The 26,003-nt window shown below is 49.8% G+C and carries 28 protein-coding genes and 1 pseudogene; 13 read left to right on the forward strand and 16 right to left on the reverse strand.

Features of this window, described 5'->3' with window-relative positions; translation table 11 throughout:
- The 5 genes and pseudogenes from IQ256_RS06565 to petB all read right to left on the reverse strand — a co-directional run.
- Positions 1-425 (reverse strand): annotated as a pseudogene (locus IQ256_RS06565) (glycosyltransferase); the annotation flags it as partial.
- Positions 426-429: 4 nt separating this feature from the next.
- Positions 430-1,419 carry a GDP-mannose 4,6-dehydratase gene (locus IQ256_RS06570; protein ID WP_193854746.1) on the reverse strand — a complete coding sequence of 330 codons (990 nt, stop codon included), beginning with the start codon at positions 1,417-1,419 and terminating at the stop codon, positions 430-432.
- Positions 1,420-1,532: 113 nt separating this feature from the next.
- Positions 1,533-1,994, reverse strand: coding sequence for an anti-sigma regulatory factor (locus tag IQ256_RS06575; RefSeq protein WP_193854747.1), 462 nt, complete (start codon positions 1,992-1,994; stop codon positions 1,533-1,535).
- Between the two features lie 285 nt (positions 1,995-2,279).
- Complete coding sequence (petD, locus tag IQ256_RS06580) at positions 2,280-2,762, reverse strand: cytochrome b6-f complex subunit IV (RefSeq protein ID WP_006454563.1); 483 nt, start codon at positions 2,760-2,762, stop codon at positions 2,280-2,282.
- A gap of 203 nt (positions 2,763-2,965) precedes the next feature.
- The gene (petB, locus tag IQ256_RS06585; RefSeq protein ID WP_193854748.1) at positions 2,966-3,634 is read right to left on the reverse strand and encodes a cytochrome b6; all 669 of its coding nucleotides are present in this window, start codon (positions 3,632-3,634) and stop codon (positions 2,966-2,968) included.
- A gap of 322 nt (positions 3,635-3,956) precedes the next feature.
- On the opposite strand from petB, the gene ctpA reads away from it, so the two are divergent.
- Together ctpA and IQ256_RS06595 are read left to right on the forward strand one after the other, a co-directional pair.
- Complete coding sequence (gene ctpA, locus IQ256_RS06590; RefSeq protein WP_228024637.1) at positions 3,957-5,261, forward strand: carboxyl-terminal processing protease CtpA; 1,305 nt, start codon at positions 3,957-3,959, stop codon at positions 5,259-5,261.
- Between the two features lie 48 nt (positions 5,262-5,309).
- The gene (locus tag IQ256_RS06595) at positions 5,310-6,599 is read left to right on the forward strand and encodes an HD domain-containing protein (RefSeq protein ID WP_193854749.1); all 1,290 of its coding nucleotides are present in this window, start codon (positions 5,310-5,312) and stop codon (positions 6,597-6,599) included.
- 31 nt (positions 6,600-6,630) lie between these two features.
- Here IQ256_RS06595 and IQ256_RS06600 read toward each other — a convergent pair whose 3' ends face one another.
- On the reverse strand, positions 6,631-7,371 hold the full coding sequence (locus tag IQ256_RS06600; RefSeq protein WP_193854750.1) for an MBL fold metallo-hydrolase: 741 nt from the start codon (positions 7,369-7,371) through the stop codon (positions 6,631-6,633).
- A gap of 245 nt (positions 7,372-7,616) precedes the next feature.
- Here IQ256_RS06600 and IQ256_RS06605 point away from each other — a divergent pair, with 245 nt between their 5' ends.
- Both IQ256_RS06605 and IQ256_RS06610 read left to right on the forward strand, forming a co-directional pair.
- A complete protein-coding gene (locus IQ256_RS06605; protein WP_193854751.1) occupies positions 7,617-9,149 on the forward strand; it encodes a site-2 protease family protein in 1,533 nt (510 codons plus the stop codon).
- A gap of 27 nt (positions 9,150-9,176) precedes the next feature.
- Complete coding sequence (locus tag IQ256_RS06610) at positions 9,177-9,641, forward strand: hypothetical protein (protein WP_193854752.1); 465 nt, start codon at positions 9,177-9,179, stop codon at positions 9,639-9,641.
- 43 nt (positions 9,642-9,684) lie between these two features.
- Here IQ256_RS06610 and thrC read toward each other — a convergent pair whose 3' ends face one another.
- Positions 9,685-10,818, reverse strand: a complete 1,134-nt coding sequence (thrC, locus tag IQ256_RS06615; protein ID WP_193854753.1) for a threonine synthase — start codon at positions 10,816-10,818, stop codon at positions 9,685-9,687.
- Positions 10,819-11,402: 584 nt separating this feature from the next.
- Between thrC and IQ256_RS06620 the strand changes: the two genes are divergently transcribed.
- Together IQ256_RS06620 and IQ256_RS06625 are read left to right on the forward strand one after the other, a co-directional pair.
- The gene (locus tag IQ256_RS06620) at positions 11,403-11,654 is read left to right on the forward strand and encodes a hypothetical protein (RefSeq protein ID WP_193854754.1); all 252 of its coding nucleotides are present in this window, start codon (positions 11,403-11,405) and stop codon (positions 11,652-11,654) included.
- Positions 11,655-11,889: 235 nt separating this feature from the next.
- On the forward strand, positions 11,890-12,360 hold the full coding sequence (locus IQ256_RS06625) for a hypothetical protein (RefSeq protein ID WP_193854755.1): 471 nt from the start codon (positions 11,890-11,892) through the stop codon (positions 12,358-12,360).
- A gap of 3 nt (positions 12,361-12,363) precedes the next feature.
- On the opposite strand, the gene msrA is transcribed toward IQ256_RS06625, so the two are convergent.
- Complete coding sequence (msrA, locus tag IQ256_RS06630) at positions 12,364-12,843, reverse strand: peptide-methionine (S)-S-oxide reductase MsrA (protein ID WP_193854756.1); 480 nt, start codon at positions 12,841-12,843, stop codon at positions 12,364-12,366.
- Positions 12,844-13,152: 309 nt separating this feature from the next.
- Here msrA and IQ256_RS06635 point away from each other — a divergent pair, with 309 nt between their 5' ends.
- Positions 13,153-13,974 carry a CAP domain-containing protein gene (locus tag IQ256_RS06635; protein ID WP_193854757.1) on the forward strand — a complete coding sequence of 274 codons (822 nt, stop codon included), beginning with the start codon at positions 13,153-13,155 and terminating at the stop codon, positions 13,972-13,974.
- A 121-nt stretch (positions 13,975-14,095) separates the two neighbouring features.
- Here IQ256_RS06635 and IQ256_RS06640 read toward each other — a convergent pair whose 3' ends face one another.
- Entirely contained in the window at positions 14,096-14,893 is a 798-nt protein-coding gene (locus IQ256_RS06640; RefSeq protein ID WP_193854758.1) for an ABC transporter permease, read from the reverse strand.
- Positions 14,894-14,949: 56 nt separating this feature from the next.
- Between IQ256_RS06640 and IQ256_RS06645 the strand changes: the two genes are divergently transcribed.
- The 6 genes from IQ256_RS06645 (at position 14,950) to rpsN (ending at position 19,633) form a co-directional block, all read left to right on the forward strand.
- Positions 14,950-15,498 (forward strand): peroxiredoxin, encoded by a 549-nt coding sequence (locus IQ256_RS06645; RefSeq protein WP_193854759.1) that lies wholly within the window; start codon positions 14,950-14,952, stop codon positions 15,496-15,498.
- Between the two features lie 53 nt (positions 15,499-15,551).
- Positions 15,552-15,791: a NifU family protein gene (locus IQ256_RS06650; RefSeq protein WP_193854760.1), complete on the forward strand. Its 240-nt coding sequence runs from the start codon at positions 15,552-15,554 to the stop codon at positions 15,789-15,791.
- A 152-nt stretch (positions 15,792-15,943) separates the two neighbouring features.
- A complete protein-coding gene (gene serS / locus IQ256_RS06655) occupies positions 15,944-17,227 on the forward strand; it encodes a serine--tRNA ligase (protein WP_193854761.1) in 1,284 nt (427 codons plus the stop codon).
- 55 nt (positions 17,228-17,282) lie between these two features.
- A complete protein-coding gene (gene rseP, locus IQ256_RS06660; protein WP_193854762.1) occupies positions 17,283-18,386 on the forward strand; it encodes an RIP metalloprotease RseP in 1,104 nt (367 codons plus the stop codon).
- Entirely contained in the window at positions 18,383-19,186 is an 804-nt protein-coding gene (nth, locus tag IQ256_RS06665; RefSeq protein WP_370623359.1) for an endonuclease III, read from the forward strand. Before rseP ends, nth begins: the two co-directional genes overlap by 4 nt.
- A gap of 144 nt (positions 19,187-19,330) precedes the next feature.
- Entirely contained in the window at positions 19,331-19,633 is a 303-nt protein-coding gene (gene rpsN / locus IQ256_RS06670; protein WP_193854763.1) for a 30S ribosomal protein S14, read from the forward strand.
- A gap of 182 nt (positions 19,634-19,815) precedes the next feature.
- On the opposite strand, the gene IQ256_RS06675 is transcribed toward rpsN, so the two are convergent.
- From IQ256_RS06675 to IQ256_RS06705, 7 genes are all read right to left on the reverse strand, one after another.
- Complete coding sequence (locus IQ256_RS06675) at positions 19,816-20,700, reverse strand: M56 family metallopeptidase (RefSeq protein ID WP_228024644.1); 885 nt, start codon at positions 20,698-20,700, stop codon at positions 19,816-19,818.
- A complete protein-coding gene (locus IQ256_RS06680) occupies positions 20,700-21,179 on the reverse strand; it encodes a BlaI/MecI/CopY family transcriptional regulator (protein ID WP_193854765.1) in 480 nt (159 codons plus the stop codon). The genes IQ256_RS06675 and IQ256_RS06680 overlap by 1 nt, the downstream gene beginning before the upstream one ends.
- Before the next feature lie 84 nt (positions 21,180-21,263).
- On the reverse strand, positions 21,264-22,526 hold the full coding sequence (gene metK / locus IQ256_RS06685) for a methionine adenosyltransferase (RefSeq protein WP_193854766.1): 1,263 nt from the start codon (positions 22,524-22,526) through the stop codon (positions 21,264-21,266).
- 194 nt (positions 22,527-22,720) lie between these two features.
- Entirely contained in the window at positions 22,721-23,452 is a 732-nt protein-coding gene (locus IQ256_RS06690) for an HAD family hydrolase (RefSeq protein ID WP_193854767.1), read from the reverse strand.
- 195 nt (positions 23,453-23,647) lie between these two features.
- Complete coding sequence (locus tag IQ256_RS06695) at positions 23,648-24,622, reverse strand: 30S ribosomal protein S1 (protein ID WP_193854768.1); 975 nt, start codon at positions 24,620-24,622, stop codon at positions 23,648-23,650.
- Between the two features lie 330 nt (positions 24,623-24,952).
- Positions 24,953-25,573 (reverse strand): transcriptional regulator NrdR, encoded by a 621-nt coding sequence (nrdR, locus tag IQ256_RS06700; RefSeq protein ID WP_193854769.1) that lies wholly within the window; start codon positions 25,571-25,573, stop codon positions 24,953-24,955.
- Between the two features lie 280 nt (positions 25,574-25,853).
- Positions 25,854-25,952, reverse strand: coding sequence for a photosystem II reaction center protein T (locus tag IQ256_RS06705; protein WP_038016079.1), 99 nt, complete (start codon positions 25,950-25,952; stop codon positions 25,854-25,856).
- Between the last annotated feature and the right edge of the window lie 51 nt (positions 25,953-26,003).

Below are 26,003 nucleotides of genomic sequence, written 5' to 3' on the forward strand. Positions count from 1 at the left end.
GTCCATATATTGTGCGCGTGGGACAGCGCCCGCTTATCTTTTATAGGCAGCTCGCACCAGACTTCTTTGCCATAAGTTAGAACGGTATAGGGAATGTTTAGCAGTCGGCAGAGCTGGCTCACCATGCCGGCTAAGTTGATATGGCCACAGAAAACATGCTCAGGGCGCTGACGAACTAGATAAGTGGCAAACGCAAGGGTAAAGCTAACGCGCTCCTTCCAAAGATGCTCATTCTTAAAATAGTGATAGCTAAAGGGAGAATGCTTTAGAGGATGCTTGCCTGCAATGTCTCTAAGTAAAAACACATCGGCACAGTCATTAGGTCGATTAGCAAGTTGCGCGTATGCACCTAACACATCTTGAATATAAGACTGAATACCGCCTTCACAGCCGAATACTTCAATAAAAACAAACGCATGCTTCACGACGCTATGCCACTCCAGCCGGAACCAGAGTGCCTGCTTCTAGGTACTTAATGTCTGTTAGCACCATGGTGCTAACAAGTTCCTCAAAGCTGACTTGAGGTTCCCAACCGAGGTTGCGTTTTGCTTTGCTAGGATCGGCAACTAGCTGAAAGTGCTCATCGGCTCTAACTAGATGAGGATCGCTTTCGACGTACTTCTGCCAGTCTAGACCTACACAATCAAAAGCAGTCGCGACTAAGTCTCTAACAGTGTGCAGTTTGCCAGTGCCAATCACGTAATCCTCAGGGGTTTCAGCCTGAAGCATTCGCCACATAGCCTCTACATGGTCGCCAGCAAAGCCCCAGTCACGTTTGGCCTCTAGGTTGCCGATAGAGAGGCGATCGCGTAGCCCTAGCTTGATTGCCGCCGCCGCCAAAGAAACTTTTCGAGTAACAAACTGAGGCGGACGACGCGGCGACTCATGGTTATACAAAATGCCACTGCAGGCAAACAGTCCGTAGCGCTCTCGATGATGCACCATCGTCCAGTGTGCATGGAGCTTAGCTGCGCCATAGGGATTTGTTGGCCGAAAAGCGGTCTCAGCAGTTTGCGGAGAAGAACACACTTGCCCAAAAATTTCCGAAGAGCTCGCCTGATAGAAACGGGTTCTCAGTCCCAACTGGCGAGTCGCTTCTAGCATTCGAGTCGCCGTCCCTGTGATGAGATCGAGCGTACCTAGCGGATCTTTCCAGGAATCCGGCACAAAGCTAGGCGCAGCTAGGTTATAAATTTCATCAGGCTGTAGGACATCCATAGCCTGAGTAATTGCATCTGCACGGGTCAAATCGACTAAATAGGTCGTCAGCTGATCCTTGAGCTCATTCAGCTTGGTCAAACTGTGCTGTCTATCTGGTGGAACCAATCCGACAACTCGGTAGCCTTTCTCTAGTAGTAATCGACTTAGATAATAGCCGTCTTGACCAGTAATTCCGGTTATCAACGCAGTTTTAGCCATCGAAACTCTAAACCCATAGCGAAAACATAAACAGCCTTAGCTGTCTCAGCCTAAGAGTTCACAGAATCGAATAGATCTTCTACACAAGATACCTTTCGTTGTAATGAAGCCGTTTATGAAGCGCAGCTTTTGACAATGCGTAGACAGTTACGCCATGGGCTATTGGCCGGAAGCGATAGTGAAGCGGATTGATTAGCTATCGGGGAGTAGGTTACTTGATCGGCTAGTCGACGTAGCAAGAACCAACCATATCCCCCTTCTCGTAAAACGCCTGGCTTCGGTTCGCGAATGCTATCAGGGTCGAAGGGCCGACCCTGATCAAAAATGAAGATCTCGATTTTGTCGGCCTGCAGTACTAATTCAATACTAATAGGTGTAGTGCTAGGTAAGTCTGCGTGAGCATGACGCACTGCGTTGGTAAAGCCCTCTGCTAGCGCTAAGTTCAGCTTGTCATACTGTCCGTTTATCCAAGGCGCTTCGGCTGATAAACGAGAAACAATCGACCGAAACCACTGCTGTACGACTGTAAGTTCTTCTAAATAGCTACCTACAGTAAGATGGGCTTTCTCCGACATTTTTGAATTAGCTTCTGCCCTACGGCCAAAACATAGAAATCTTTGCAAGGGATCATCGTGCGAGTCATTGTTTAGAATCTATCATCTCCCGTCAGAATCTTATGAGAGTTTATATTTCGCTTTAATAATTTTGATTTTATCTAGGAAGATATCTATCAATACATTGACAGCAAAATCGCTTAGATCCCCTGTAGAAATCTAAGCGATTCGCCTTTTGCTCTAACAGCTACCTAGTCTTTCAAAAAAATAGATCTGTTGGCAGAGATATCCAAGTCTAAAAACGATCTAGAAAAGCCCAAGAGTTAAAGAAGTATCAATTGGGAAAGTTGCGCCAATACCCAACCACAGCGTCACTACCGTACCGAATAGGAACACAGCAGTAGCAACGGGACGGCGAAACGGGTTTTGAAACTTGTTCACATTCTCGATAAAGGGAACAAGGATCAACCCCAAAGGAATAGCAGTCATTGCAGCAATCCCTAAAAGCTTATTGGGTAGAACCCTTAGCATTTGGAAAGTTGGGTAGAGGTACCACTCAGGCAAAATTTCTAGGGGTGTTGCAAACGGGTTAGCGGGTTCACCCACAAGCGCAGGATCAAGAACAGCTAAAGCTACACAGCAAGCAATAGTCCCCATAATTACAATTGGGAACACATAGAGAAGATCGTTAGGCCAAGCAGGCTCACCGTAGTAGTTGTGACCCATGCCCTTTTTAAGCTTCTCTCTCAGCATTGGATCGCTAAGATCCGGCTTCTTAAGAATCGACATCGTTTATCTTCCTAAAATAATGACACTTGCAGCTATCTACTATGCTACCTCGGTTCGCCTATTCACTCCACAGACCTATGACATATTCCCAGGGCTGTAAGCTCAATTAGCACCGATACAGTGAACAAAATACACAGCCAAAAAATAATAGAACTAGAAACCTAGCCTTAAGTTAAATCGACTTTAGACTAGGTTTGACCTGCTTACAAGGGACCAGAGATGCCTTGCTTACGAATCATGATGAAGTGAAGCAGCATGAAGACTGCGATGAACCATGGCAGCACGAAGGTATGAAGGCTGTAGAAACGAGTCAAGGTTGCCTGACCGACGCTTTCACCACCTCGCATGAGTTCAACGATGGTTCCACCGACGACGGGAATCGCACTAGGCACACCAGATACAATCTTTACCGCCCAGTAGCCGACTTGATCCCAAGGAAGAGAGTAGCCAGTAACGCCGAAAGATACGGTGATGACAGCAAGGATAACGCCAGTAACCCAGGTCAGTTCGCGAGGCTTCTTGAATCCACCTGTGAGGTAGACACGGAAGACATGGAGAATCATGACGAGAACCATCATGCTGGCAGACCAGCGATGGACAGAGCGGATCAACCAACCAAAGTTGACGTCTGTCATCAGATACTGAACTGAAGCAAAAGCATCAGTCACAGTAGGTCTGTAGTAAAAGGTCATTGCAAACCCAGTGGCGAACTGGATGATGAAGCAAACGAGTGTGATGCCGCCGAGACAGTAAAAGATGTTCACGTGAGGTGGAACATACTTGCTAGAGATATCATCAGCGAGTGCCTGAATCTCTAGTCGCTCATCGAACCACTTATAGGGCTGGGAGTCGGTGACTTGCTTAGTAAACATGAAGCAAAATAAGGTGTGTCTTAGGGTTATGTACCAATACTAAAAAATGTAACACAGTAGAAGGGGTGAGGGGTTTGCTTTGCGGGCAAGTTCTACTGATTTCGTGGGAGGTACGTCATTCTGCTCGCGATCGCTCTTTCGATTATGAGGCTTGATACAGCTCGTTTTGGCTCTGATGGCTGTCCAAATTAAGTGAAACTTTAAGAAAAACCTGTATTTGCTAGAGTATACATAACTTTACGTTTGGTGCTATCTAGCTGAAGCTGACGGCCTGTTTGCCCTCTGTGACGGGATTTGGTACGAAAAGAAGCCGTATTTTTTTATGAGAGCTGTATATAAGGCAATGGGAAAACGGATGGGAAGACGATTTTTTCGGATTGGGCTGAAGATTGCGCTAACCATCACATTGGTCGTCATACTATGGCTAGGCGCTGCAGATAGGAGTCTTAATGGACTTGGCAAGATGCCATCCGCCTCGGCTTTTACCAATCAACAGCAGCTAGTGATGGAAGTGTGGCGAATCGTCAATCGCAGCTATTTGGACGAGACATTTAATCATCAGAACTGGTGGTTCATGCGTCAAAAGGTACTGCGGAAGTCACTGCCCACCTGGAAAGAAACCTACACGGCGATCTCCGAGATGCTGGCGGTGCTAGACGATCCTTACACCCGGTTCTTACCCCCCCAGCAGTACCAGAGCCTGCAGACAAACACCAACGGAGAACTATTAGGGGTGGGTTTGCAGATTGCGAAAGACGAAGAGGCTAGCCCACTGCGGATAATTGCCCCAATTGAAGGATCGCCAGCAGAGTCAGCGGGGCTGCAGCCTTTAGATACGATTTTGGCAATCAATGGAACCTCGACGGAGTCACTCAGTCTCGACGAAGCGGCAGCTCGGATGCGAGGAGCGATCGGGACGAAGGTAACGCTGACGGTAGGCCGCGAGCAGTTGGAGCCTTTTGATGTCAACGTGCAGCGTGATCGCATTACACTCAATCCAGTTTCCTTCGAGCTACGCGCTGAGCCTGGCCTGCCTAAAATGGGCTATCTCCGCTTGGGACAGTTCAATGGCAACGCCGTTGAAGAGCTAAGAGAGTCACTGCAGGCGTTAGAAAGCCAGGGCGCAGACGCTTACATTTTGGATCTGCGGAACAATCCAGGCGGCCTGTTGCAAGCAGGTATTGAAATTGCTCGGATGTGGATAGATCAAGGCACAGTTGTATACACCGTGAATCGACAGGGCTCGCTCGGTAGCTATGACGCCAACGGTAAGGCAATTACTTCTGATCCTTTAGTTGTGTTAGTCAATAAGGGGACAGCTAGCGCTAGTGAGATTCTATCGGGCGCATTGCAAGACAACGGTCGAGCCCAGCTAGTTGGAGAGACCACGTTTGGCAAAGGGCTAATTCAGTCTCTTTTCGATTTGCCTCACGGGGCAGGTCTAGCGGTCACAATCGCTAAATATGAGACCCCCAGCCATCGAGATATCAACAAGCTCGGAATCGATCCTGATCAGGTCGTAACCAGTTCTGTAGAACGTCGTCAGCAGTTTGGATCAAAAGAAGATGCTCAATACGAAGCGGCAGTAGCGCTGTTAGCACAATCGTTTGCGATGGCTCAAAAGTAGTTTTTATCAGAGAGCTCCACGCCATGTCAGAGGCTATGTGTTGAATAGATGTCTAGAAGCATGCGTACCTACCACGATCCCCTGCACGGTGCGATCACTTTAGACGGAACAGACGAGGTTGAGGCGCTGCTAAAGGCGCTGATTGATACACCAGAGTTTCAGCGACTACGACGAATTAGGCAACTAGGGCCAGCGAGTCTGACTTTTCATGGCGCTGAGATGTCGCGTTTTACCCATTCTTTGGGCGCAATGGCAGTCGCTAGACGAGCATTCGATCGACTAGCCTCGCTGTACAAAGAGCTGAGGGAGCATCGTGCTACGGTTCTGTGTGCTGCGCTGCTGCACGATATTGGGCACGGCCCTTTTAGCCACACTGCCGAGGAAATCTTTGGGTCTCACCACGAGCAGTGGACGATCGCTATTATCAAACGCTCGCTGACCATTCGACCGCTTTTAGACGCCTTTCATCCGAGCCTTTGGCAATCGATTACGCAGGTCTACACACACACTCATCCCATCCCGTGTGTGTGGCAGCTGGTCTCTAGTCAGTTGGATTGCGATCGCATCGACTACTTAATGAGAGACAGCTACTTTACTGGTGCAGCCTACGGTCAGCTAGATCTCGATCGAATTGTGCTAGCGCTAAACTACGATCCAGTTAGTCAGCAGCTGATTGCTGAGCGAAAAGGACTCGCAGCCATTGAACACTATTTGGTCGTGCGCTCTTTTATGTACGCTCAAATTTACAACCACTCAAAGAATCTCTCTGCTACCTGGATTCTAGAGCAGGCGTTTGATCGGGCCAGGGAGCTACTGACCAGAGGTGAACTGACTGCCGACGAAACAGTCACTGCATGGTTGATAGACCCATCCGATCAGCTTTCGCTAGAGGCTTACCTAGCTGGGGACGACATCGTCTTTACTTACCATCTGCAGCGCTGGCAGCAGCATTCTGATTCGGCGCTGCGCGATCTTTGTCAGCGCTTTCTAAATCGCAGGCTGCTAAGGGTTCTAGAAGTCACCTATGCAACGCCAGCAGAGCGTGAAAGCCTGTTGGAAAGTGTGCAACAGCAGCTTTTAGCAGAAGGGGTAGACGCGCATAGATACAGCGGGCTAAAACATACCTGGAGCAAAGGCTACAGCGTCTATCAGCGGGGCATAAAAATTCAAACACCCAGAGGGCTAAAAGATATCAAGCAACTTTCTGGGCTGGTACGAACGCTCTGTGAACCCGCGCAGCGCACCTGGCTGATTCATCCTAAAGAAATTCAGGTAGGTGTTTGCCCGCTGCCGGAGGAGGAGCTAGCAAACAGCAATTCCTTGATAGCGACCCCTTGATAGCGCCCCCTCGACAGCGACCCCTCGACAGCTAAATCACTGGTTTAGCAGCCGCTAGGGCTTGCCAGTTGGTGCTCTCTAGCTGTTGATAGGCCGCTTTGATTGTCTTATCTCCTCTCAGATAGCCAGTGCTAGCACCAGGGCAGATGTAGCTTAGATCATCTGCGGTAAAGTCGCTGAGCAGTTGCTGAGCGTAGCGCAACTGACGAGGCCAGTGAAAAGTTTTGGACAATCTCAGCGGGACAGGCGCGCCATTGCGGTCAGGGACGAGATGTCTGCCTGTGAACAAGACGCCGCCATAGTTACTGTAATAGAGGCTAGCAGACCCTGGCGAATGGCCCGGATTCCAAATGACTTTGCTCGTGGATGATAGGGTGCGATCGCGATGAAAAACCACCGTCTCAACGCCTGGGAGCAAATAGGCTTCTTGCTCTTGAATCAGCACTTGAGCATTGAATTCCCTTTGAAACTCTTTGACCCTTGCCATACCACCACGATGCGTAATAAAAAGCGTTTGGATGCCCCCCTTAGAATGAATAAACTCTCGATGAAAGTCCGTCAGGGCCGGACAATCGACTAGGATGTTTGCTCCCTTGTGGCCCCCTTGATCAGCCTCCTTGTCGGTGGTTTGCACCCATGGCGCTAGATCTTCCAAAATGAGATAGGCCGTTCCTCCTAGCGTTTCGCGATTAGGTGCAAAGGCAAATATAGTATCGAAGACAGTCTGCGGTTGCTTATCTTTAGTGGACTGTGTAGAAATAGACTGACCCATCAATGCAAAACCTTAGAGTGCGAAGCTTTAAAGTACAAACCCTTAGAGTGCGAAAACTCAAAAAGTCAACGAAACAACGAATCTGGGACGCTGAATTACAATAAAAAATACAGCTCGACTGCTCTAGCTAATCACCTGTCTAGAGACATTTGCTTTTTAAGAGATATTCGCCTTCTTAAGAGAGACTACTATCCCTTCTCATCCAAACACATCTGTTCCATCATAATTCGCGTCTAGCTCTATCTATGCCCCTTGTTTTACTTACGCTGCTTATCGGTCTGATGACCTACTGGGTCATCAACAATCGGCTTTCAAAGGCCAAGACGCCCGTCCCACTGTGGCTGATATGGCTAGTGATGATGGCACCTATCCTCGTCTTCACAGTGTGGATGAATGTTGGCGATGGCAATCCACCCCCTGCCATTTTGCTGTACGGGCTGATGGCTGGATCGACGCTGTTCTTGTACACGACGCTGGTTGTATCGAGCGTACAGGCTAAGCAGCGGGCGATGGACACAGCGCAACAGTCAGCAGATGGACCAAAAAAAGAACTGCCACCAGCGAAAAAAGAGCCGACTAACCCGCTGAGCCGCGACGAAGAAACGTTGCTACAGCGATGCTTTCCCTGGTCAACTTACTATTTGCAAAATATTGAATACTTGCCCCAGGCAATGATCTGTAAAGGCAAGCTCAAAACGTCGCCGCAAGAAGCTTATAAAACGGTACAAAAAAATGTCGAAAGCAGCTTTGGCGATCGCTTTCTAGTCCTTTTGCAGGAAGGTCTAAACGGCACACCTTTCTTTGCGCTGGTCCCTAACCCACAGGCCAAGAATGCTATGCAGGCACTGCCAGCCTCAGCGACTCCAGCTCAGATAGCCCAACTCAAAAAGTACAGTCAACGGCAGGTTACTCGCCCTGTCTTAGCAGCGGTGCTGGCTTTGGTCACGCTACTGACGACGACGTTTGTCGGCAGCGTATTGGTTGGCGGTATCGACGATCCTGCTGCGCTTCAAGCCGAGCCAGAATTGCTACTGCCGGGTCTGGCCTATAGCCTATCTTTAATGTTTATTCTAGGCGTCCATGAGTCAGGGCACTACTTGGCAACGCGCTACCATCGGCTCAAGGCAACACTGCCTTACTTCATTCCCATTCCTTTTTTCTTGGGGACCTTAGGGGCGTTTATACAAATGCGATCGCCTATACCCAATCGCCGAGCTCTCTTTGATGTGGGTATTTCCGGGCCGCTTGCTGGACTGATCGTTAGTCTCCCTATCCTGGCCTGGGGACTCGCTAATTCTACTGTCGTCCCTCTAAGTGAGGCTTCGCAGCTACTGAGTTTCGACTCACTAAATCCTAGTCGATCGATTGCGCTGTTAGTCATGAGCAAACTCGCGCTTGGTCAGACTTTGCAGGCGGATAGCGCGATCGATCTACATCCGCTGGCGATTTCTGGCTGTTTGGGATTAATCGTGACGGCGCTAAACCTGATGCCGGTGGGTCAGCTAGATGGCGGACATATCGTTCATGCTATGTATGGCCAGCGAACTGCGATCATTGTCAGCCATGTGGCTAGGGTGCTGATGCTGGTATTGGCTTACGCCTATCAAGAATTTTTGTTTTGGGCGCTCTTTCTGCTATTTGTGCCTGCCGCGCAACCCGCTTTGAACGACGTAAGCGAACTCAACGGCCCGCGTGACTTTTTAGGCTTAGTGTCTTTGGCACTGCTGGTTATTATTATTCTGCCTGCGCCTGCTTCGCTGCAAGGGCTGCTATTGTGAGGTTGCTATTGTGAGGTTTTGACTACAATGACTCAACCAAATGCGGCTCAATGGCTAGCAGAAGTTCAAGCCCTGAAACGTCAGGTCAGTGAACTGCAGCAAGAGCGAGAACGGGCTTATGATAGTGCTAACAACTGGCGCAAGCTGTACGATTTGGAAGCGCAGCAAAGGCGTAGAGAGTCTGCGATCGCCGCTGGTAAGATTGAACGGCTTCAAAAAGATCTTAGCGATCTGCGATCGGCGAATGCAGAGGGCGATCGTTCTGCAGCAGCCACTATAGCTTCATCCATTTCGTCCAACGAAAAAGGCACTCAGCTATCGCAGCTTCAGTCTGAGCTAGCAGCAGCCCAACAAGAATGCAAGCGAATTCAGTCTCAGCTAGAAACCGAACAGGCAGAGCATACGAAAACTCGAAACAGCCTGACTGCAGCCCTAGGCGATGCTGTTGACCTACTGTCTAAGGAACGAACTGCGGCTAATTTAGAAAAGTGAATCCGCAGACCGGCAGATCGATAGTGGCAATTCTACAGCAGCACTAGAAACCCATGACCTTCGCTAGGCTATCCGCATCTGGAGAAAGCCCCGCCTTGAACTGATTACCGCTGCGCTCGATTGCCGCCTCAGGATCTTTCAGGCCATTGCCAGTCAGGACACAAACGATCTTAGCGCCTTCGGGCACCTGCTCTTTGACTTTGAGTAATCCAGCAACAGAAGCCGCACTAGCCGGCTCACAGAAAATCCCTTCCTCTGAAGCTAGCATGCTGTAGGCCGCCGCAATTTCATCATCGGTAACAGCATGAAAAGCGCCGCCACTCTCATCTTTAGCTGCGATCGCCTTGTCCCAACTAGCCGGATTTCCAATTCGAATGGCTGTCGCAAAAGTATCAGGTGATTCGATCGGATGACCCATGATTAGGGGCGCTGCGCCTGCCGCCTGAAAGCCCATCATCTGCGGCAATTGCTGACAGCGGCCTACTGCTTTGAACTCTTTGAATCCTTTCCAATAGGCAGTAATATTGCCTGCATTACCCACCGGGATGCACAGCCAGTCAGGCGCATCACCCAGGGCATCTACTAGCTCAAAAGCCCCTGTTTTTTGCCCTTCAATTCTATAGGGGTTAACAGAATTTACTAAAGTGATTGGATAGCGATCAGCCACAGCTCTGACCGAAGCCAACGCCTGATCAAAGTTGCCTTTGATAGCTAGAATCTCAGCGCCGTACAGAAGCGCCTGAGCAAGTTTTCCCATTGCCACATAGCCATCAGGAATGACGACATAGGCCCGTAGTCCACCTCTTCTGGCATAGGCAGCAGCAGCAGCAGATGTATTGCCCGTACTGGCGCAGATAACGGCCTGGGCACCTGCCTCTTTGGCTTTGGTGATAGCCATAGTCATACCCCTGTCTTTGAAGCTACCAGTGGGGTTAAGGCCATCGTACTTGATGAAAACCTGCACCGATTTGCCAATGCGAGCGGCAATAGAGGGTACCGGAATCAGTGGCGTGTTGCCTTCGTGGAGCGTGACAACAGGCGTAGAGTCACTAACCGGTAGATACTGGCGGTAGGTTTCTATGAGTCCTGGCCAGCCCTTGTGCGGGGCAACTTGCTTAGCCGATTGACTGTCAGTAGCGACAGTCGAAGAGGGGGGGGAGTTGAGGCTGAGAGTCACAATATTTTCCAACTACCAATATCATCTATGAGCCTAATCTATACAGACAGCAGTTCTGTATGCGGTCCCAGTAATGTTTAGTCAAGTTTACCTTGAGAAAGCGGTAGGGGGGTCAGTAGAAAACAAGAAATAAACCATCCTATCTACGATAGTGAGCTTCCTAGAGAGAATAGTGCTGCTCTTGAGGCGGACAGAACTGTCTCTATGCTATTTCCCATACCAGAAGCGGCCAGCTAGTAAATTGACACCCGCAAACCAGACACTTTCATCTCAGCCTAGCTAGCATCCAATCACGTGGTTCAGGTGATATTAGATTCTACAGTTGATAAGTATTAACTACTAGTTAACGGTAGACTATAGCTAACCGCTTTCATCATTCAGCTAGCTCTGATCAGTTAGCTCTATGCTGGCTGGTTTTGTGCTAGTAGAGCTAGCTTGAGTCGCTCTGAATCGTAGTCGATACTTCGGCTGTTTCTCTGCCTAATCATTAAGCTTTCGTGACAACATGCAGAATGTGTGATGTATTTAGTGGTCAGAGAAAAGTGACTGTTTAGTGTGTGATGAGTAAGTATATGAATGAGACTATGCCTTTATCCCAGCAGCCCTCTGCAGCTTCATCTACGGTTTCATCCACAGCTTCTTTGGCCGCTGCTAGCGGTGATGAGGTGGATCAACAACCCGCTAATGACAGCGACCAGCTGTGCTGGATTCAGATAAAGGGTTATCCATATCACCCCGATCACCAGGTCGAGCTACTACATCTGCAGGCAGAAGCAGATGCATTGATGATCAAGCTACAGGCTGCTAAAACAAAAGATCTTGAAGATGAGGCATAACAGCCTATGCCGCGCTTAGCAGTCAAGCTATATAGCTGAGTAATACAGCACAGCTATATGTCTAGAACCGTCAATGCATGTTGCTGCCTGTTAAGAATTTACTACCGAAGCGTGAGTCTAGTTTTTGTCAGACTATCTTTATAGATGAAAACCAGAACGAGGTGCGAAATGAAGCCTTGCTGGTTTGAGCCTACGTAAAGATTAGAGAATGAAGAAAAACAGCGCCTCTAACCCTTTGTCTTACACTTCGTTGAACTATAGTTCAACCTACCGCTGTCCAGCCTGCGCCAGTGGGGAGCTCAATGTGATCGCGCTGATGGACGTGTTTGCCTGTGACTTCTGTCGGCATATGTTCACAGCTAATCTAGACACGCAGTCTGTACAGCTCGCGGATACGGTTCGCTCGCGGATCTGGCACTGGAACGGTTGGCGTTGGCGAACCTCGCAGCAGCGCGATACGGCGGCTGTAATGGTATGGGCTTTCTCGGCTGGGCTGACGATTGTCCCGGTCACGTTGATAGCTTTATCCAACTACATTTTTCCACCCCTAGAAGCCTCTAACTTTCCATTGATGTGGATTGAGCTGACCTTAGTTGCTCATGGCGTTATGGCTGGCTGGCTACTGGCCGAATATCACCACTGGCCCTGGTACATTTCTAGCCGGATTCGACTAAAGCAGCTTCGAGAACGCTGGTTTTCTAGCTAAAAGCTAGCTATTTTTCCTCGCTAGGTATTGCTGATGATCGGCGGTAGCTAGCCAGTATTCGCCAGCAGGCTGTATCTCAGTAACGATTGGATTGTCGTAGGTACTAGAAGCATCGAGCGCTGCCTTTGAGCGTTTCGCGGCAGTGGCCTGTTCAGGCGTGTGCCAAAAGATAACCGACCGATACTGTTCGCCTCGATCTGGGCCCTGCCGATTGAGCGTGGTGGGGTCGTGACAGTTCCAAAATATGTCTAGCAGCTCTAAATAGTTAATGCCCTCAGGGTCGTAATACACCTGGGCAACTTCCGCATGGCCGGTGATCCGAGAGAGCACGTCCAAATAGCTGGGATTAGCAAAGTGTCCTCCCATGTAGCCAACGGATGTAGAAATAACGCCTGGATGCTGACGAAACGCTTCTTCTACGTGCCAAAAACAGCCTGCGCCGAAAGTAGCAACGGCCTGTTTGTCTATTAAAGCTGCTGGCATTCGCTCGTCACCTCAGCAGAATATTGTGTTGTAGATAATACATCAATTTTTTTAGTTACGTAGATGTGAAATTCGATACATCACCCTGACGCTGGGGACTGGACGCATCGCCCTTACACAGAGTTTACGTGTTCTTTTGCCTATACCGGTATCCGAGTTTGGGCCGCGATCGTCACGAGCTCGGATGGCTCCTCATTTTCTGAAGAATTAGATTACGTAATGTAATTGGCAGGTTCAAGACCTCTTGTAGGCTAGATTTCCTTGCTACCGCATTTTTTGCGTGAGACTATCTTCCTCAGGAGAATTCTAATGAAATGGACCACCTTAGGAAGTCTTCTGCTGGTTGGATTAGTCGCAACTGGATGCGGTAGCGAGGGCGAAGGAGCCGCTCAAAAGGACAGCGGCGGATCAGCAGGTTCACCTAAGTCAGATGTATCTAATAGCTGCGGGTTCCTCAGTAATTCCTTTTCGAGACTATTGAAACTAACGAATCAGGCCCGTGCTGAAGCTGGCGCAGAACCACTAAGGTTTTCTCTTCAGCTGGGTCAGTCAGCCCAGGCATATGCTCAAGATCTAGCCACCCAAAATTTCTTTTCTCATGATGGGCGAGATGGTTCAACTTTCAAGTCAAGAATTGCTGATACGGGCTACGACTTTGAAAATGCCGGTGAAAACCTGGTAGCCGGCAGGAATTACAAAGCACAAGATGCTTTCGATGCTTGGATGAGGAGTAATGAAGGGCACCGAGAGAATTTGTTAAGTAAGTCGTTTACCGAGGTCGGCTTTGGGCTATTTGATGCGACTGGTAGCTCTACGTATGGTCGCTACTGGGTAAAACATCTAGGAACGCCTGAGTCTGGGCGCAGCAGAGGAGGCGTTTATATTCCAGATGAGTGCGGCGTAACAACATCGGGGGCAGCGGCGATCGCGAACGCAGCGGCAGTCTCTGGAGCAAGCGCGGTCGCAGGACGCTCTATCTTTGGACACTCTGCTATGGAAATTGCAGATGTGGAAATCGCAGAGATCGTACCGCAGCCCAGTAGTAACACTAAAGCTATTCCAGAGCCTGCTCTAGTGACGGGCTTAGCGCTTTTCGGAATCATGTTTCGGCGAACAAAAAGGCGATCGTGATCGCTTCAGTCCTGATGTTTCAAAGACCTATATATTTCGACGGACTAACGTTTCGACGAACTAGCCTTGATGCAGCTAACGCTAGGGTCTGATACTAAATTCTAGCGCTAGGCTCCAATCGCTACAGCTGTTTTTCTCTAATCAGCATGCGCTGATAGGATAACCAGCCAACAGCGACCATACTTATAGAAAAACTGAGCAATACCCAGAAGTGACTGCCTTCTTCGCCGAGAGGATATTCGGTATTAAGCAAAGCGTTGGTAAGCGCTTCGGTCATGTGATAAATCGGGTTGAATCTGGCGATGTTCAACAGCGACTCAGGAAATAGAGAAATCGGCAAGAAAGCGCCGCCTAGAACCATCAGTGGAACGCCAAATGCCGCGATCAGAGCGCTGACATCCTCTGTTCGGCGGGCAAATTGAGTGCCGAGCATAAAACCTAGACCGACATAGGCCAAGATGCTAAGCCAGATGATCAGCGCCGCTAGCAGCCAGGCAGCACCCGTGAAGTTGGCACCGGCTGCGAGTGCGATCGCAAAGATCACCAGCGACTGCCCAACCCCAATCACGCTATGAGCTAGGAATATCCCTAGAAAATACGAAACGCCACTCAAGGGCGATAGAAATAGACGTTTTAGCGTCTGCTGCTCGCGTTCGGAAACAACAGTGGCGACGCCACCGCCCAGGCAGCTAAAAAACAGTGCTGCGCCGACTAGCGTGGGTGGAGCCGCGATCTCAAACGCCATACTTGCCGTCGTATCGGCCCGCTCGGCGGTAATAAAGCCATTTAGCATCAAGATCAGGGCCGGAAAAATTAGCCAGGAGATCAGGCTACGGCCTCGCCTAAATAGCTCAGTCAGAATGCGACGAGCCACTGCCCAACTTTCGCGCCAGTACTTTTCTAGGATGAAGGTAGTCATAAAAGAAACCTAGCTCGTGCGTTATAAACTTGGAGTAGCCTTTTACCTATCACGTTATGACGCTCCGCCGCATAGTTCTGGTCACATGCTTTAGCTTTATACTGAGTCTGCTGACCCTGATTAACCTACCCGCAGCGCACGCGATGGGTGGCACACAGCCAGATATTGACCAGCCAGCTCCTGCGTTTACGCTACCGAGCAACAGCGATGACGGAGAGATTGCACTCAGCGATTATCTAGGTCAGTGGGTAGTTTTATATTTTTATCCACGAGACTTTACGCCCGGCTGCACATTAGAAGCAAGACGGTTTCAGCAAGACTTGCCTGAATACCAAGCTAGAAACGCGCAGATTCTAGGCGTAAGCGCAGATGATGTTGATTCTCACGCCGAGTTTTGTGATTCAGAAGCCCTGGTCTTTCCACTCCTATCTGATCCAGACGGTGCAGTCAGCCAGGCTTATGGCTCTTGGATGAAGCCAATGTCAATGCGCCACACCTATGTGATCGACCCAGAAGGGATATTGAAAGAACGGTTTCTAGGCGTGCGACCAGCCATACATAGTCAAGAAGTATTGGCTAGGTTGGATGAACTGAGCGCTAGCTAGCTGGCAAACCCGCTAGACTAGAAATATTGTTGAAATCTAGTGGAGAAAATACTATGTCAACTTTAGCTTTGACTAGGCCCAACGTTGAAAAAGTCTTAGACGATCTACGGCCCTATCTAATGGCCGATGGTGGCAACGTGGAGCTAGTAGAGCTAGACGGACCCATCGTCAAGCTCCGTTTGCAAGGGGCTTGTGGCAGCTGCCCTAGCTCTGCGATGACGCTACGGATGGGTATCGAGCGCCGTCTGCGCGAGTTTATTCCTGAGATCGCTGAAATCGAGCAGGTATTTTAACGACCTGATATTCGATAATTTATTCGACTAGGGATTAACTGGGGACGGTAGGGCAATGAGCTTTACCGTCCCTTTCGCTGTTAATCTTGCTAGAGAAAACAGTTGAAGAAAAACTGGCTGAAGAACGCTTAGGAATAGGTAAAGGAAGGACCGTGCTCGACATCAAGCAAATTCGCAATCAAACCGAAAAAGTAAAGGCTGCATTAGACAAGCGAGGCAGTTATGATTTGCAGCCCTTGCTTGAGCTAGACAGTCAACAGCGTGAGCTTGAGCAGCGGCGTTCTGAGTTGCAGGCCCGTAGTAATGAGGTAGGTAAATCAGTCGGTCAAAAGATTCGCGCAGGCGCAGACCCAAAAGGGGATGAGGTCAAGTCACTGCGTGAAGCGGGCAACCAGGTTAAGCAGGAGATTGGCGAACTTGAGCCGAAAGAACGAGAGCTTAAAGCTCAGATTGAATCGATCTTGCTGACGCTGCCGAATCTGCCTAGCGATTCGACGCCAGTTGGAAAAAGTGAAGATGACAACGTGGAGCTACGGCGTTGGGGAGATGAGCTGATTCCGGCGGATGGTGAGGATAGACTGCCGCACTACGAAATCGGTGAAAAGCTTGGCATTATGAATTTTGAGCGCTCGGTCAAGATCGCGCAGAGTCGGTTTGTGACCTTGACTGGCGCTGGGGCAGCGCTGGAGCGATCGCTGATCTCTTTTATGCTAGATCGGCACACAGGCGTAGGCTACAACGAGGTTCTACCGCCGATCTTGGTAAATTCGGCATCGATGCAGGGTTCGGGGCAGCTACCGAAGTTTGCTGAAGATGGGTTTAAGTGCGATCGCGACGATCTTTGGCTCACCCCCACCGCCGAAGTCCCGTTGACGAACCTTCACCGCGACGAAGTCCTAACCGCCGATCAGCTGCCGATTGACTACTGCGCCTATACCCCGTGCTTTCGTCGTGAAGCTGGGAGCTACGGCAGGGACACTAGGGGCCTGATCCGTCTCCACCAGTTCAACAAAGTTGAGATGTACAAGTTCGTTCACCCTGGCAGCTCGTTTGACGAACTCGAAAAACTGACCGCTGATGCCGAAGATATTTTGCAGCAGCTCAAGCTGCCGTACCGGGTGCTAGAGCTGTGTAGCGGCGATCTCGGCTTCAACGCAACCAAGACATACGACCTCGAAGTGTGGCTGCCTTCTGCTGGCAAATATAGAGAAATCTCTAGCTGCTCAAACTGCATTGACTTTCAGGGGCGCAGAGCTAACATTCGCTTCAAAGAATCCGGGAAGAAAGGCACTGAGTACGTTCATACCCTCAACGGCTCTGGTTTAGCCGTCGGGAGAACGATGGCCGCAATCCTAGAAAACTATCAGAAACCGGACGGTACGGTAGAGATTCCCGAAGTCCTGCAGAAGTATATGGGCACACAAGCCATAAGCTAGCGCTGTACAATAACACCTGTGACGACAACAAAAGTTAACCTAACGCAGCGCTTCTATGACCGTACTGGCCGTAATCGGAGTTTTAGCCCTTCTAATCTTTGTTCATGAGCTTGGCCACTTTATGGCAGCTCGCTTGCAGGGCATTCATGTCAATCGTTTCTCTATCGGCTTCGGTCCGATCTTGTGGAAATATCAAGGTCCGCAGACTGAGTATGCGCTTAGGGCCATTCCGCTAGGCGGCTTTGTTGGCTTCCCAGACGAAGATCCTGACAGCACGATTCCCGCCGATGATCCTGACTTACTAGGCAATCGTCCGGTTCTAGATAGAGCTATCGTGATTAGCGCTGGCGTCATTGCCAATATGGTATTTGCCTATCTGGTGTTTGTCATTCAGTTCGGCAGCATCGGCGTCCCTGATAGCTTTAACCTCAAGCCAGGTGTGTTTATTCCAGAGGTCATGCAAGGAACGCCCGCTGAAGTAGCTGGCATCAAATCTGGCGACATAATTTTGGCAGTAAATGGCGATCGCCTTGGCAGTGAAGTCGAAGGCGAAGACAGCGCGCAAAGGACGCTGATTCGGATCATTCAGGCCAACGAAAATGAGCCAGTCGACCTGACACTACAGCGATTCGATAGGCAGCTAGCAGTGACCGTTACGCCTCAGGTCAAAAAGCCCGGTGGCGACGCAGTGATCGGCGTTGCCCTACAGCCGAACGGTTCTGTTGAGTATCGCCGCGCCAATAGTCCGACAGAAGTGCTCAGCGTTGCTGCTAGAGAATTTCAAGAAAAGACAGTCCTAGTCGCGAGCGGTATGCTCTCTTTAATTACTGACTTTTCCTCTATGGCTGGTCAGGTCGGCAGCCCAGTCAAAATCGTCGAACAGGGGGCAGGACTGGCCAAAACAGATGGACGTAGCCTGTTTCCCTTCGCGGCTATTATCAGCATCAACTTGGCAATTATCAATATTTTGCCTTTGCCTGCGTTAGACGGCGGTCAGCTCGCTTTCTTGATGATTGAAGCGCTGCGCGGCAAGCCGCTACCCGTCCGCCTGCAAGAAAGTGTCATGCAAACAGGCATCTTCCTTTTGCTGGGGCTAGGTGTCTTCTTGATTATTCGAGATACCACCCAGCTTGAAGTTCTACAAAATCTCAGGCAGTGAATCCTCCCGTCCAGTTAGGCCCACCGCCTAGTAAAGAGAACGGCTACGTTGCTGTTCCACAGCCCTTACCGGACCTGCCGCCGCCGCTACTGCGTCCGGTGCAGAAGCTACGGAAAAAAGAGCGCGCGCTAGAAATCCTGTCGCGGCTGAAGGCGATTTATCCAGAAGCGCCCTGTTCTCTAGACCATGAAACGCCCGTGCAGCTGATGGTCGCGACTATGCTATCGGCGCAGTGTACGGATGCTCGGGTCAACAAGGTAACCCCTGCTTTGTTCGAGCGCTTCCCTGACGCTGAATCTATGGCCGGAGCAGACATCGCTGAGCTAGAGGAGCTAGTTCGCTCTACTGGCTTTTTTCGAAGTAAGGCGAAGAACATTCGAGCAGCTTGTCACAAAATTGTCACTGAATTTGATGGCGTAGTGCCGAATTCTATGGAAGCGCTAACGAGTCTACCTGGCGTGGCGCGAAAAACGGCTAATGTCGTCCTGGCGCATGCGTTTGATATTCATGAGGGCGTGACAGTAGATACTCATGTAAAACGGCTCTCTGGCTTATTTGGCCTTACAAAGCAGACAGAGCCAACCAAGATCGAGCAAGATCTGATGAAGCTGCTGCCTCAGCCCGACTGGGAGAACTGGTCAATTCGATTGGTGTATCATGGGCGGGCGGTGTGCAGCGCTAGAAATCCCAACTGTTCTGGCTGTGAACTGCTAGATATTTGTCCAGGGGCAATCAAAATTCGTAAAGCGGCTGAGAGAGCAGCAAAGGTAGCTGAGCGGTCAAAGGCGAAGAAGCGATAGGCGAATCGCCAAGTCTTCTAAACTGGCATCGTTAATAAGTTGGCATTGGTAGAGTTAGCCAATAAAATTCAGACGTTTACAAAAGCTGCTAACGCTCATATAATCAAAGACTGAGTACTAGAAAATAGTAAGTAATCCTGCCTCATGGCTAAGAAAAGCATGGTTGCGCGCCAGAAAAAGCGCGAGAAATTAGTCGCAAAGTACGCGGATAAGCGTGAAGCTTTGCTCAAAGAATTTGCCCAAGCGCCTAACCAGGCTCAAAAGCTGGATATCCACCGTCAGATTCAGCAATTACCTAGAAACAGCGCCCCCACTCGCCTCAACAACCGCTGTTGGAAAACAGGACGTCCGCGTGGCTACTACCGCGACTTTGGCCTTTGCCGCAATGCTCTACGTGATATGGCTCACCAGGGTCTGTTGCCTGGCGTAGTTAAATCCAGCTGGTAGAGTCTAGTCGGTAGGCTTAGCTGCTAAAAGCTCAACCTACCAAAACTACAGCTAGTAGATTCTTTTCAACTTTTTAAAAAGGGACTTTCACTATTGCGGTGGAAGTCCCTTTTTATAGCGAGTTTACTAACGGCAGAGAACATCAGCGCAGCGTAACGGATTGATTGGTAATAGTGATTTTGTTAGTAGTGGAATGGGATTGTGAGCAGCGGCGTCAGTGAGAGCGACACGGCTAACCAATGTTCGGGCAGGAGCCTAAGCGATTTAACATCTTCGCCAAGTAGCGCGTCCACTCTTTGGTTGAGACGGCTCTGAGGAGTCGGCCAGCTAAATCCAGGGCAAATCTCTTCTGTCGTCGTTAGCGGAGCCTGGATAACGCTCAGCAGTGACTCTGCTAGGACCAGCGCATCAACACTCTTGGCGGCCCAGCGGTCGGCTCTAATTTCTCGAAGCAGCATCAACTCTTGCCATAGTGCCTCAGTGTAGGGCAGCCAGCGAGTAAGACGACGCAAGCCCCCCAACCAAAGGAACCAAAAAGTGTCACGATAATGGGCGTGTCCGGCTTCGTGAGCAACGACTGCATGCAGATGTTCTTCATCTAAACAGTCAAGCAACCCCTGACTGAGGACGAGTTCAGATGACCACAGGCCGACTCTAGCGCAGTAGACAACCGCAGAGTCTATGCATCTGCTGGTTGCGATACCGTCGGCAGTTTGAATGGTGTGTATGGGATAGTTGTGGACGGCATGACGCCGCATCTGCAGCGACAGCCAGCTGAGCTTGGCCCAGAGAGCTAGGGCGCTTAAAATGAAGCCGAAAGAAATGAGATAGCTGAGCTGACCGTCTAAATGACGAGAACTGCTAAAGCCCATCACAACGATTGCGATCGCAGTCGTCAACAGCAATAGCGGCGGTGCGACGAACGCAGCTAGGGCACGGGTCCAGCGAGCAGACCACTGATGAGCTGGCCGGTGAGCAAGGCGCTGAGCCGGTGAAGCTATGAACTGACTGAGCACACGAGCAGCGATCGCAATTACAATCGATAGCCCGATCATCTGGAGGTGCATCACTGCTGCTGGCCTCCTTGCTGAGGGTCTTGCTGCTGATCTTGAGACAACTGATTTTGAGACGACTGGTCTCTAGCTATTCTAGCGGCCTTTACTTTCTGGGCGATCGCATCTAGCTGGTCTAGGCTGTGGTCATCTAGCGTGTCGGCAAAAGCAGCGACAATCTCTGGACTGCCAACCGCTAAGAACTGATGCAGCTGCTGGTGAGCCTTGAGAATTTCGGCGCTGCGGCGCGAGACCAGCGCTTTCCAAATGTGAATTCGATTCTGGCGATCGCAGCTTACCCAGCCCTTCTTGGTCAGTCGCTTCAGCACAGTCGATACGGACGAATACGTCAGTTCTCGTTCAATATCTTCCAAGATGTGCTGATGGATAGCCGTAGCCGAGGTTGGGCCAAGCAGCCACAAAATCTCAACAATCTCAGCCTCAAGCGGCCCTAACGACAGGTTTTGAGGCTGATACGACGGAAATGGAGTCATCTGCGATATTACCGTAGCGTCTTAGCCCCTAAAGCCTATCATCTGAGTCAAAATCGTTAGTCGACGGGTCGTCAACCAACTCCGCTACACGCTGACCACCTCTCGTTTAGCCACAGCCGATTTTAGCTCTGCGACCTTGTCCGTTTTCTCCCAAGGCAAATCGAGATCGTCTCGGCCAAAGTGACCATAAGCAGCCACATCTTGATAGAAACGACCACCCCGCTCTGAAGGCAGCTTGTTTAGGTTGAAGGTTTCGATGATGCCAGCGGGTCGCAGCTCAAAGTGGTTAGTGATTAGCGCTAGCAGCTTGTCATCTGAGACAGTGCCAGTACCAAAAGTCTCAACAAAAATGCTCGTTGGTCTAGCCACACCGATCGCATAGCTGAGCTGCACTTCGCATCTATCAGCTAGTCCTGCTGCCACAATGTTTTTAGCGACGTATCGGCAAGCATAGGCCGCGCTGCGATCGACCTTAGTCGGGTCTTTGCCAGAAAAGGCACCGCCGCCGTGCCTAGAGTAGCCGCCATAGGTATCCACAATGATCTTCCGCCCGGTTAAGCCAGAATCACCTTGAGGTCCACCAATAACAAACTTTCCGGTGGGATTCACTAAAAAGCGAGTTTTTTCGGAAGGCTGAATATCTAAGCCTGCAAAAGCAGGTAAGACAACCGCTTTCCACAAGTCTTTTTTGATGCGAGCTTGTACATCCTGGTTACTGCTCAAACCGTCAAAGGTTTCCTGATGCTGAGTAGAAACCAGAATGGTATCAATGCCAACTGGCTGACCGTCTTCATATTCAATGGTGACTTGAGTCTTTCCATCTGGGCCTAGATAGGCGAGCTGACCACTCTTTCTAACGGCAGCTAGCTCGCGAGAAATTCTGTGGGCTAGGCTAATAGGCAAAGGCATCAGCTCGGGCGTTTCATTACAGGCAAATCCAAACATAATGCCTTGGTCGCCCGCGCCAATAGCGTCCCAACGCTCATCGCTCGTCTGTTCACGGGTTTCTTGAGCCTGGTCTACACCCTGGGCAATGTCGGCTGACTGCTCATCTAGGGCGATTAGAACAGAGCAGCTATCAGATGAGAAGCCGTTATTCTTGGGATTGGTATAGCCAATTTCGGCAATTTTCTCACGAACAACTTTGACAAAGTTCGCAGAGGCACTAGAAGAGATCTCTCCAGTCACAACGACTAAACCCGTATTGACAACGACCTCAGCAGCGACTCTACTGCTGGGATCTAGGGCCAGCATTGTGTCTAGAATAGTGTCCGAAATCTGATCACAAATTTTATCGGGGTGTCCCTCTGTGACCGACTCTGACGTAAACAGATAGCGACGAGACAATAGCCAATTCTCCTTAACCTGAGATGCGAAGCCTTTTTAGATAGCTTTAGATGACTCACAAAACGCACAGGGGGCCGTGTGTTTTGTCTGACATGATATCCAAAGTACCTCGTTATGCTGTCTGTACACCAATCGAAAGCACTAATAGGCTTCTAGCTGAAACGTTCAACGTGGCAATTTTTTGGCCAGTTAAGCTAGCAGCGAATTTGTGACAGGTGCGAAAATGTTCTGACAGTTGGTGCGAGGGTAGGCGATCGCGTCCAGCCGCCAACCATCCCTAAAAAGCCAGCCGCCCCTTGTTTTGCCAGCATTAGATCAGAAGCAGAGTCGCCAACAACTAGGGTTTCGCCGGGACTAACAGACAGAGATTTACAGGCAAACGATAGAAACCCTGGCTGTGTTTTGAGCGGGAAGCCCTGAGCCGCACCGCAATACCAGCCGATTTCAGCTAGATCATAGTGCTCTACGAATTTGGCCACCTCTGAATGAAGATCGCAAGAAACAATACCAAGCTTGATATTAGCTAGCGATAGCCGAGACAGCAGCGAGCGCACGCCTTCTAGCAAAGGAGTCTGCTCAACTTTTGGCGCGAGGGCAATATCGGCCTGGGCAAAAGCGGATTGAGCGATTGTCTGGGCTTCAATCCAGCCTGTACCAGTGGCCGCAATATAGGCAGCAGCCGCCACTTCATTTTCTTGGCGGCTGCCCACTGCTAGCAGTCCAGTCGGATCGAGGCTGCTTGTTGTTAGGCCAAAGGCGGCCAGCAAGTTGGCATGGAAAGCGGGGGGCTGGTTTGGAATGGATTGCGATCGCGCCATTCCCACCTTGCCTAGATACTCCTCGACATTCGCTAGCGTGCCATCTTTGTCAAATAAAACGGCCCGAATTGATTCAAACTTATGATCGTGGCAATAGATAGTTGCCATAGGGTTTCTTTGTCATATATGTGGTGAAATACGCAAAAGCTGAAAGCATAAAGAAGGAAAGGCCAACTGACCTTTCCTTCTAAGCACCGTAGCTCAAAGACTATATTTCGAGCTCGAAGAGATATAAACAGTGACGTAGCCTATCGCTAGTGCCTACGCCTCAGATTCCAAGTCTCAGACTCCAAAACTCAAACTCTATGCCTCGGTCTCTACCAACTGTTCTTCTACCACATAGCCATCATCACTAACAGCCTCTCCAGACTCGCCTAACGCCTTCTGACGTAGCTGCTCGCGATAGCGCTCCGCCATCTCTTCTGCCTTGTCATAGACCAGATCAGGATTTTTCACCATGTCACCCGGTTCCGGCTCTAGCTGCTTGGTCGAAAGTGAAATCCGTCCTCGCTCAGCATCTAGATCAATAATCATCACCTTAATTTCGTCATTCACATTCAAAACGGAATTAGGCGTATCGATGTGGTCGTGAGAAATCTCAGAGATGTGAAGCAGACCGCTGACGCCACCGATGTCAATAAACGCACCGTATGGCTTCAGGCCACGCACCGTACCTAGCACGACTTCGCTGACCTGTAGACCGTTCATCTTGCGCTCGACTAGCGCTCGGCGGTGGCTCAGAACCAGACGATTGCGCTCTTCGTCCACTTCCAAGAACTTCAGCGGCAGCTCTTCTCCGACCAAATCTTCTTTAGGTTTGCGGGTGCTGATGTGAGAGCCTGGAATAAATCCGCGCAGACCCTCGATTCGCACCAGTGCGCCACCTCGGTTAGTCGCAAAGACAAGTGAACGAACAGTCGCGTCTTCTTGCTGAAGCTGACGAACGCGCTCCCAGGCGCGCATGTACTCAATGCGGCGAATAGAAAGCGTTAGCTGACCGTCTTCGTTATCGTCTGTCAGAATAAAGAATTCGCGAGTCTCATTTGACTGGAGAACTTCTTCGGCACCTTCAACTCGGTTGATAGACATCTCCTGAATCGGGAGATAAGCAGCTGTTTTAGCACCAATATCGATCAGAGCACCCCGAGGTTCGATGCTAAATACGGTTCCTGGAACGATATCACCGGGGTTGAAATTGTAGTCGTATTGGTCTAAGAGTGCTGCAAAATCGTCGTGTGTAAAACCAATGTCTGCGCTTTGAGTATCCGAGTTGGCCATGCTAGATTTTTCCTACAGTTATTCTGTCTCCGCGAACGAGTGAACACCTCGCGATCACAGCCATTTTCCAAGATCTTTTGATCTCTGCGTTCGGCTTACGTAATCGCTTATAAATCTTACTAAGGTTTTCAGTTAGAAAAGGCAATCGACGCCTTTGAGGTCTCCTGTCACAAGAATAATCATCATAGAACACAGAGGATACAAAACGCCATCATTTTTAACAGGCGTTTGAGCCTTTGCCGCATTATTTTGAGCTCGCCGCTTTGAAGCTCACCCCCTCAATCGAAGCAATATTCAAGCGCTATAGTTCGAGCGCTATAGAAGGATTGGCTAGGCATTGCTGGGTAGTGGTACTCGATCTGCCGCTTTTTCTCTACTAGTAGAGTTATCAGTTGAGTCAGATGCCCCAGAACAATCAACACCGACTGAAGCGTAGTTGGGCTCAGCGTTCTCTTCCTTGGTCGCGGTCTTTCCCGAATGATCGTCACGAGCTTGCGTGTGGTCGTCTTTGAGGTGATTAAGTGCCTCTGCAAAGTCACGAATTCCTTGAAACTGTCGATAGACTGAGGCAAAACGGACGTAGGCGACTTCGCTGACGGATTTGAGATGACTTAATACCAGCTCACCAATTTCTTCGCTAGTAACTTCCCGAATGACTTTTTGCTGTAGCCCAGCTTCAATATCATCCACGATACGCTCAATAGTTTGAGCGGTGACACCCGTTTTTTCACAGGCGGTAATAATACCACGCAGCAGTTTGGAACGATCAAAAGACTCGCGATCGCCTCTTTGTTTAAGTACCGTAATAGGTACATATTCGATTCGCTCGTAGGTCGTGAAGCGGCGTTCGCATTCTAAGCACTCACGACGGCGGCGGATGCTGCGCTCAGACTCTGCCGATCTCGATTCTAGAACACGGTTATTTGGATACTGGCAAAATGGACACTGCATGACAGGTCAGTCTCTAAAAGACGAGCTTTCTGTAGGGTTCCCCTACTGCAACGTTACGACAAAACGAGCTTAACTAACACGATTGCCAGAGAAAATGTCTTAGCAGAAACGCACCAGACGGGTTGATGAAGTCTAGCAATGAACTGAATAGCTGCTATCAAACAAACCTTCAAATAGTCAGAAAGCTGACGCTAATCAACCTCTTTCAAGGAAGATCAAGCGCCAGCCCTCTTTTGATAATAACGGTCTCGAAATACCGCTAATCAGTAGCCTGTATCGATTAGTCTTTGGTAATTTTTGGGGGTTCGCGAAATGCGATCGCAAAAAACAAAGTTCCAATAATACAAGCAAAAATCAAAATGTAAGCAACAGCTTCCATAACGCATTCTCCAAATGAACGACATCTTGCCCTGAACCGAAATTGCCTCGA

It is taken from the genome of cf. Phormidesmis sp. LEGE 11477, assembly GCF_015207105.1.
Lineage (GTDB): Bacteria > Cyanobacteriota > Cyanobacteriia > Phormidesmidales > Phormidesmidaceae > Phormidesmis.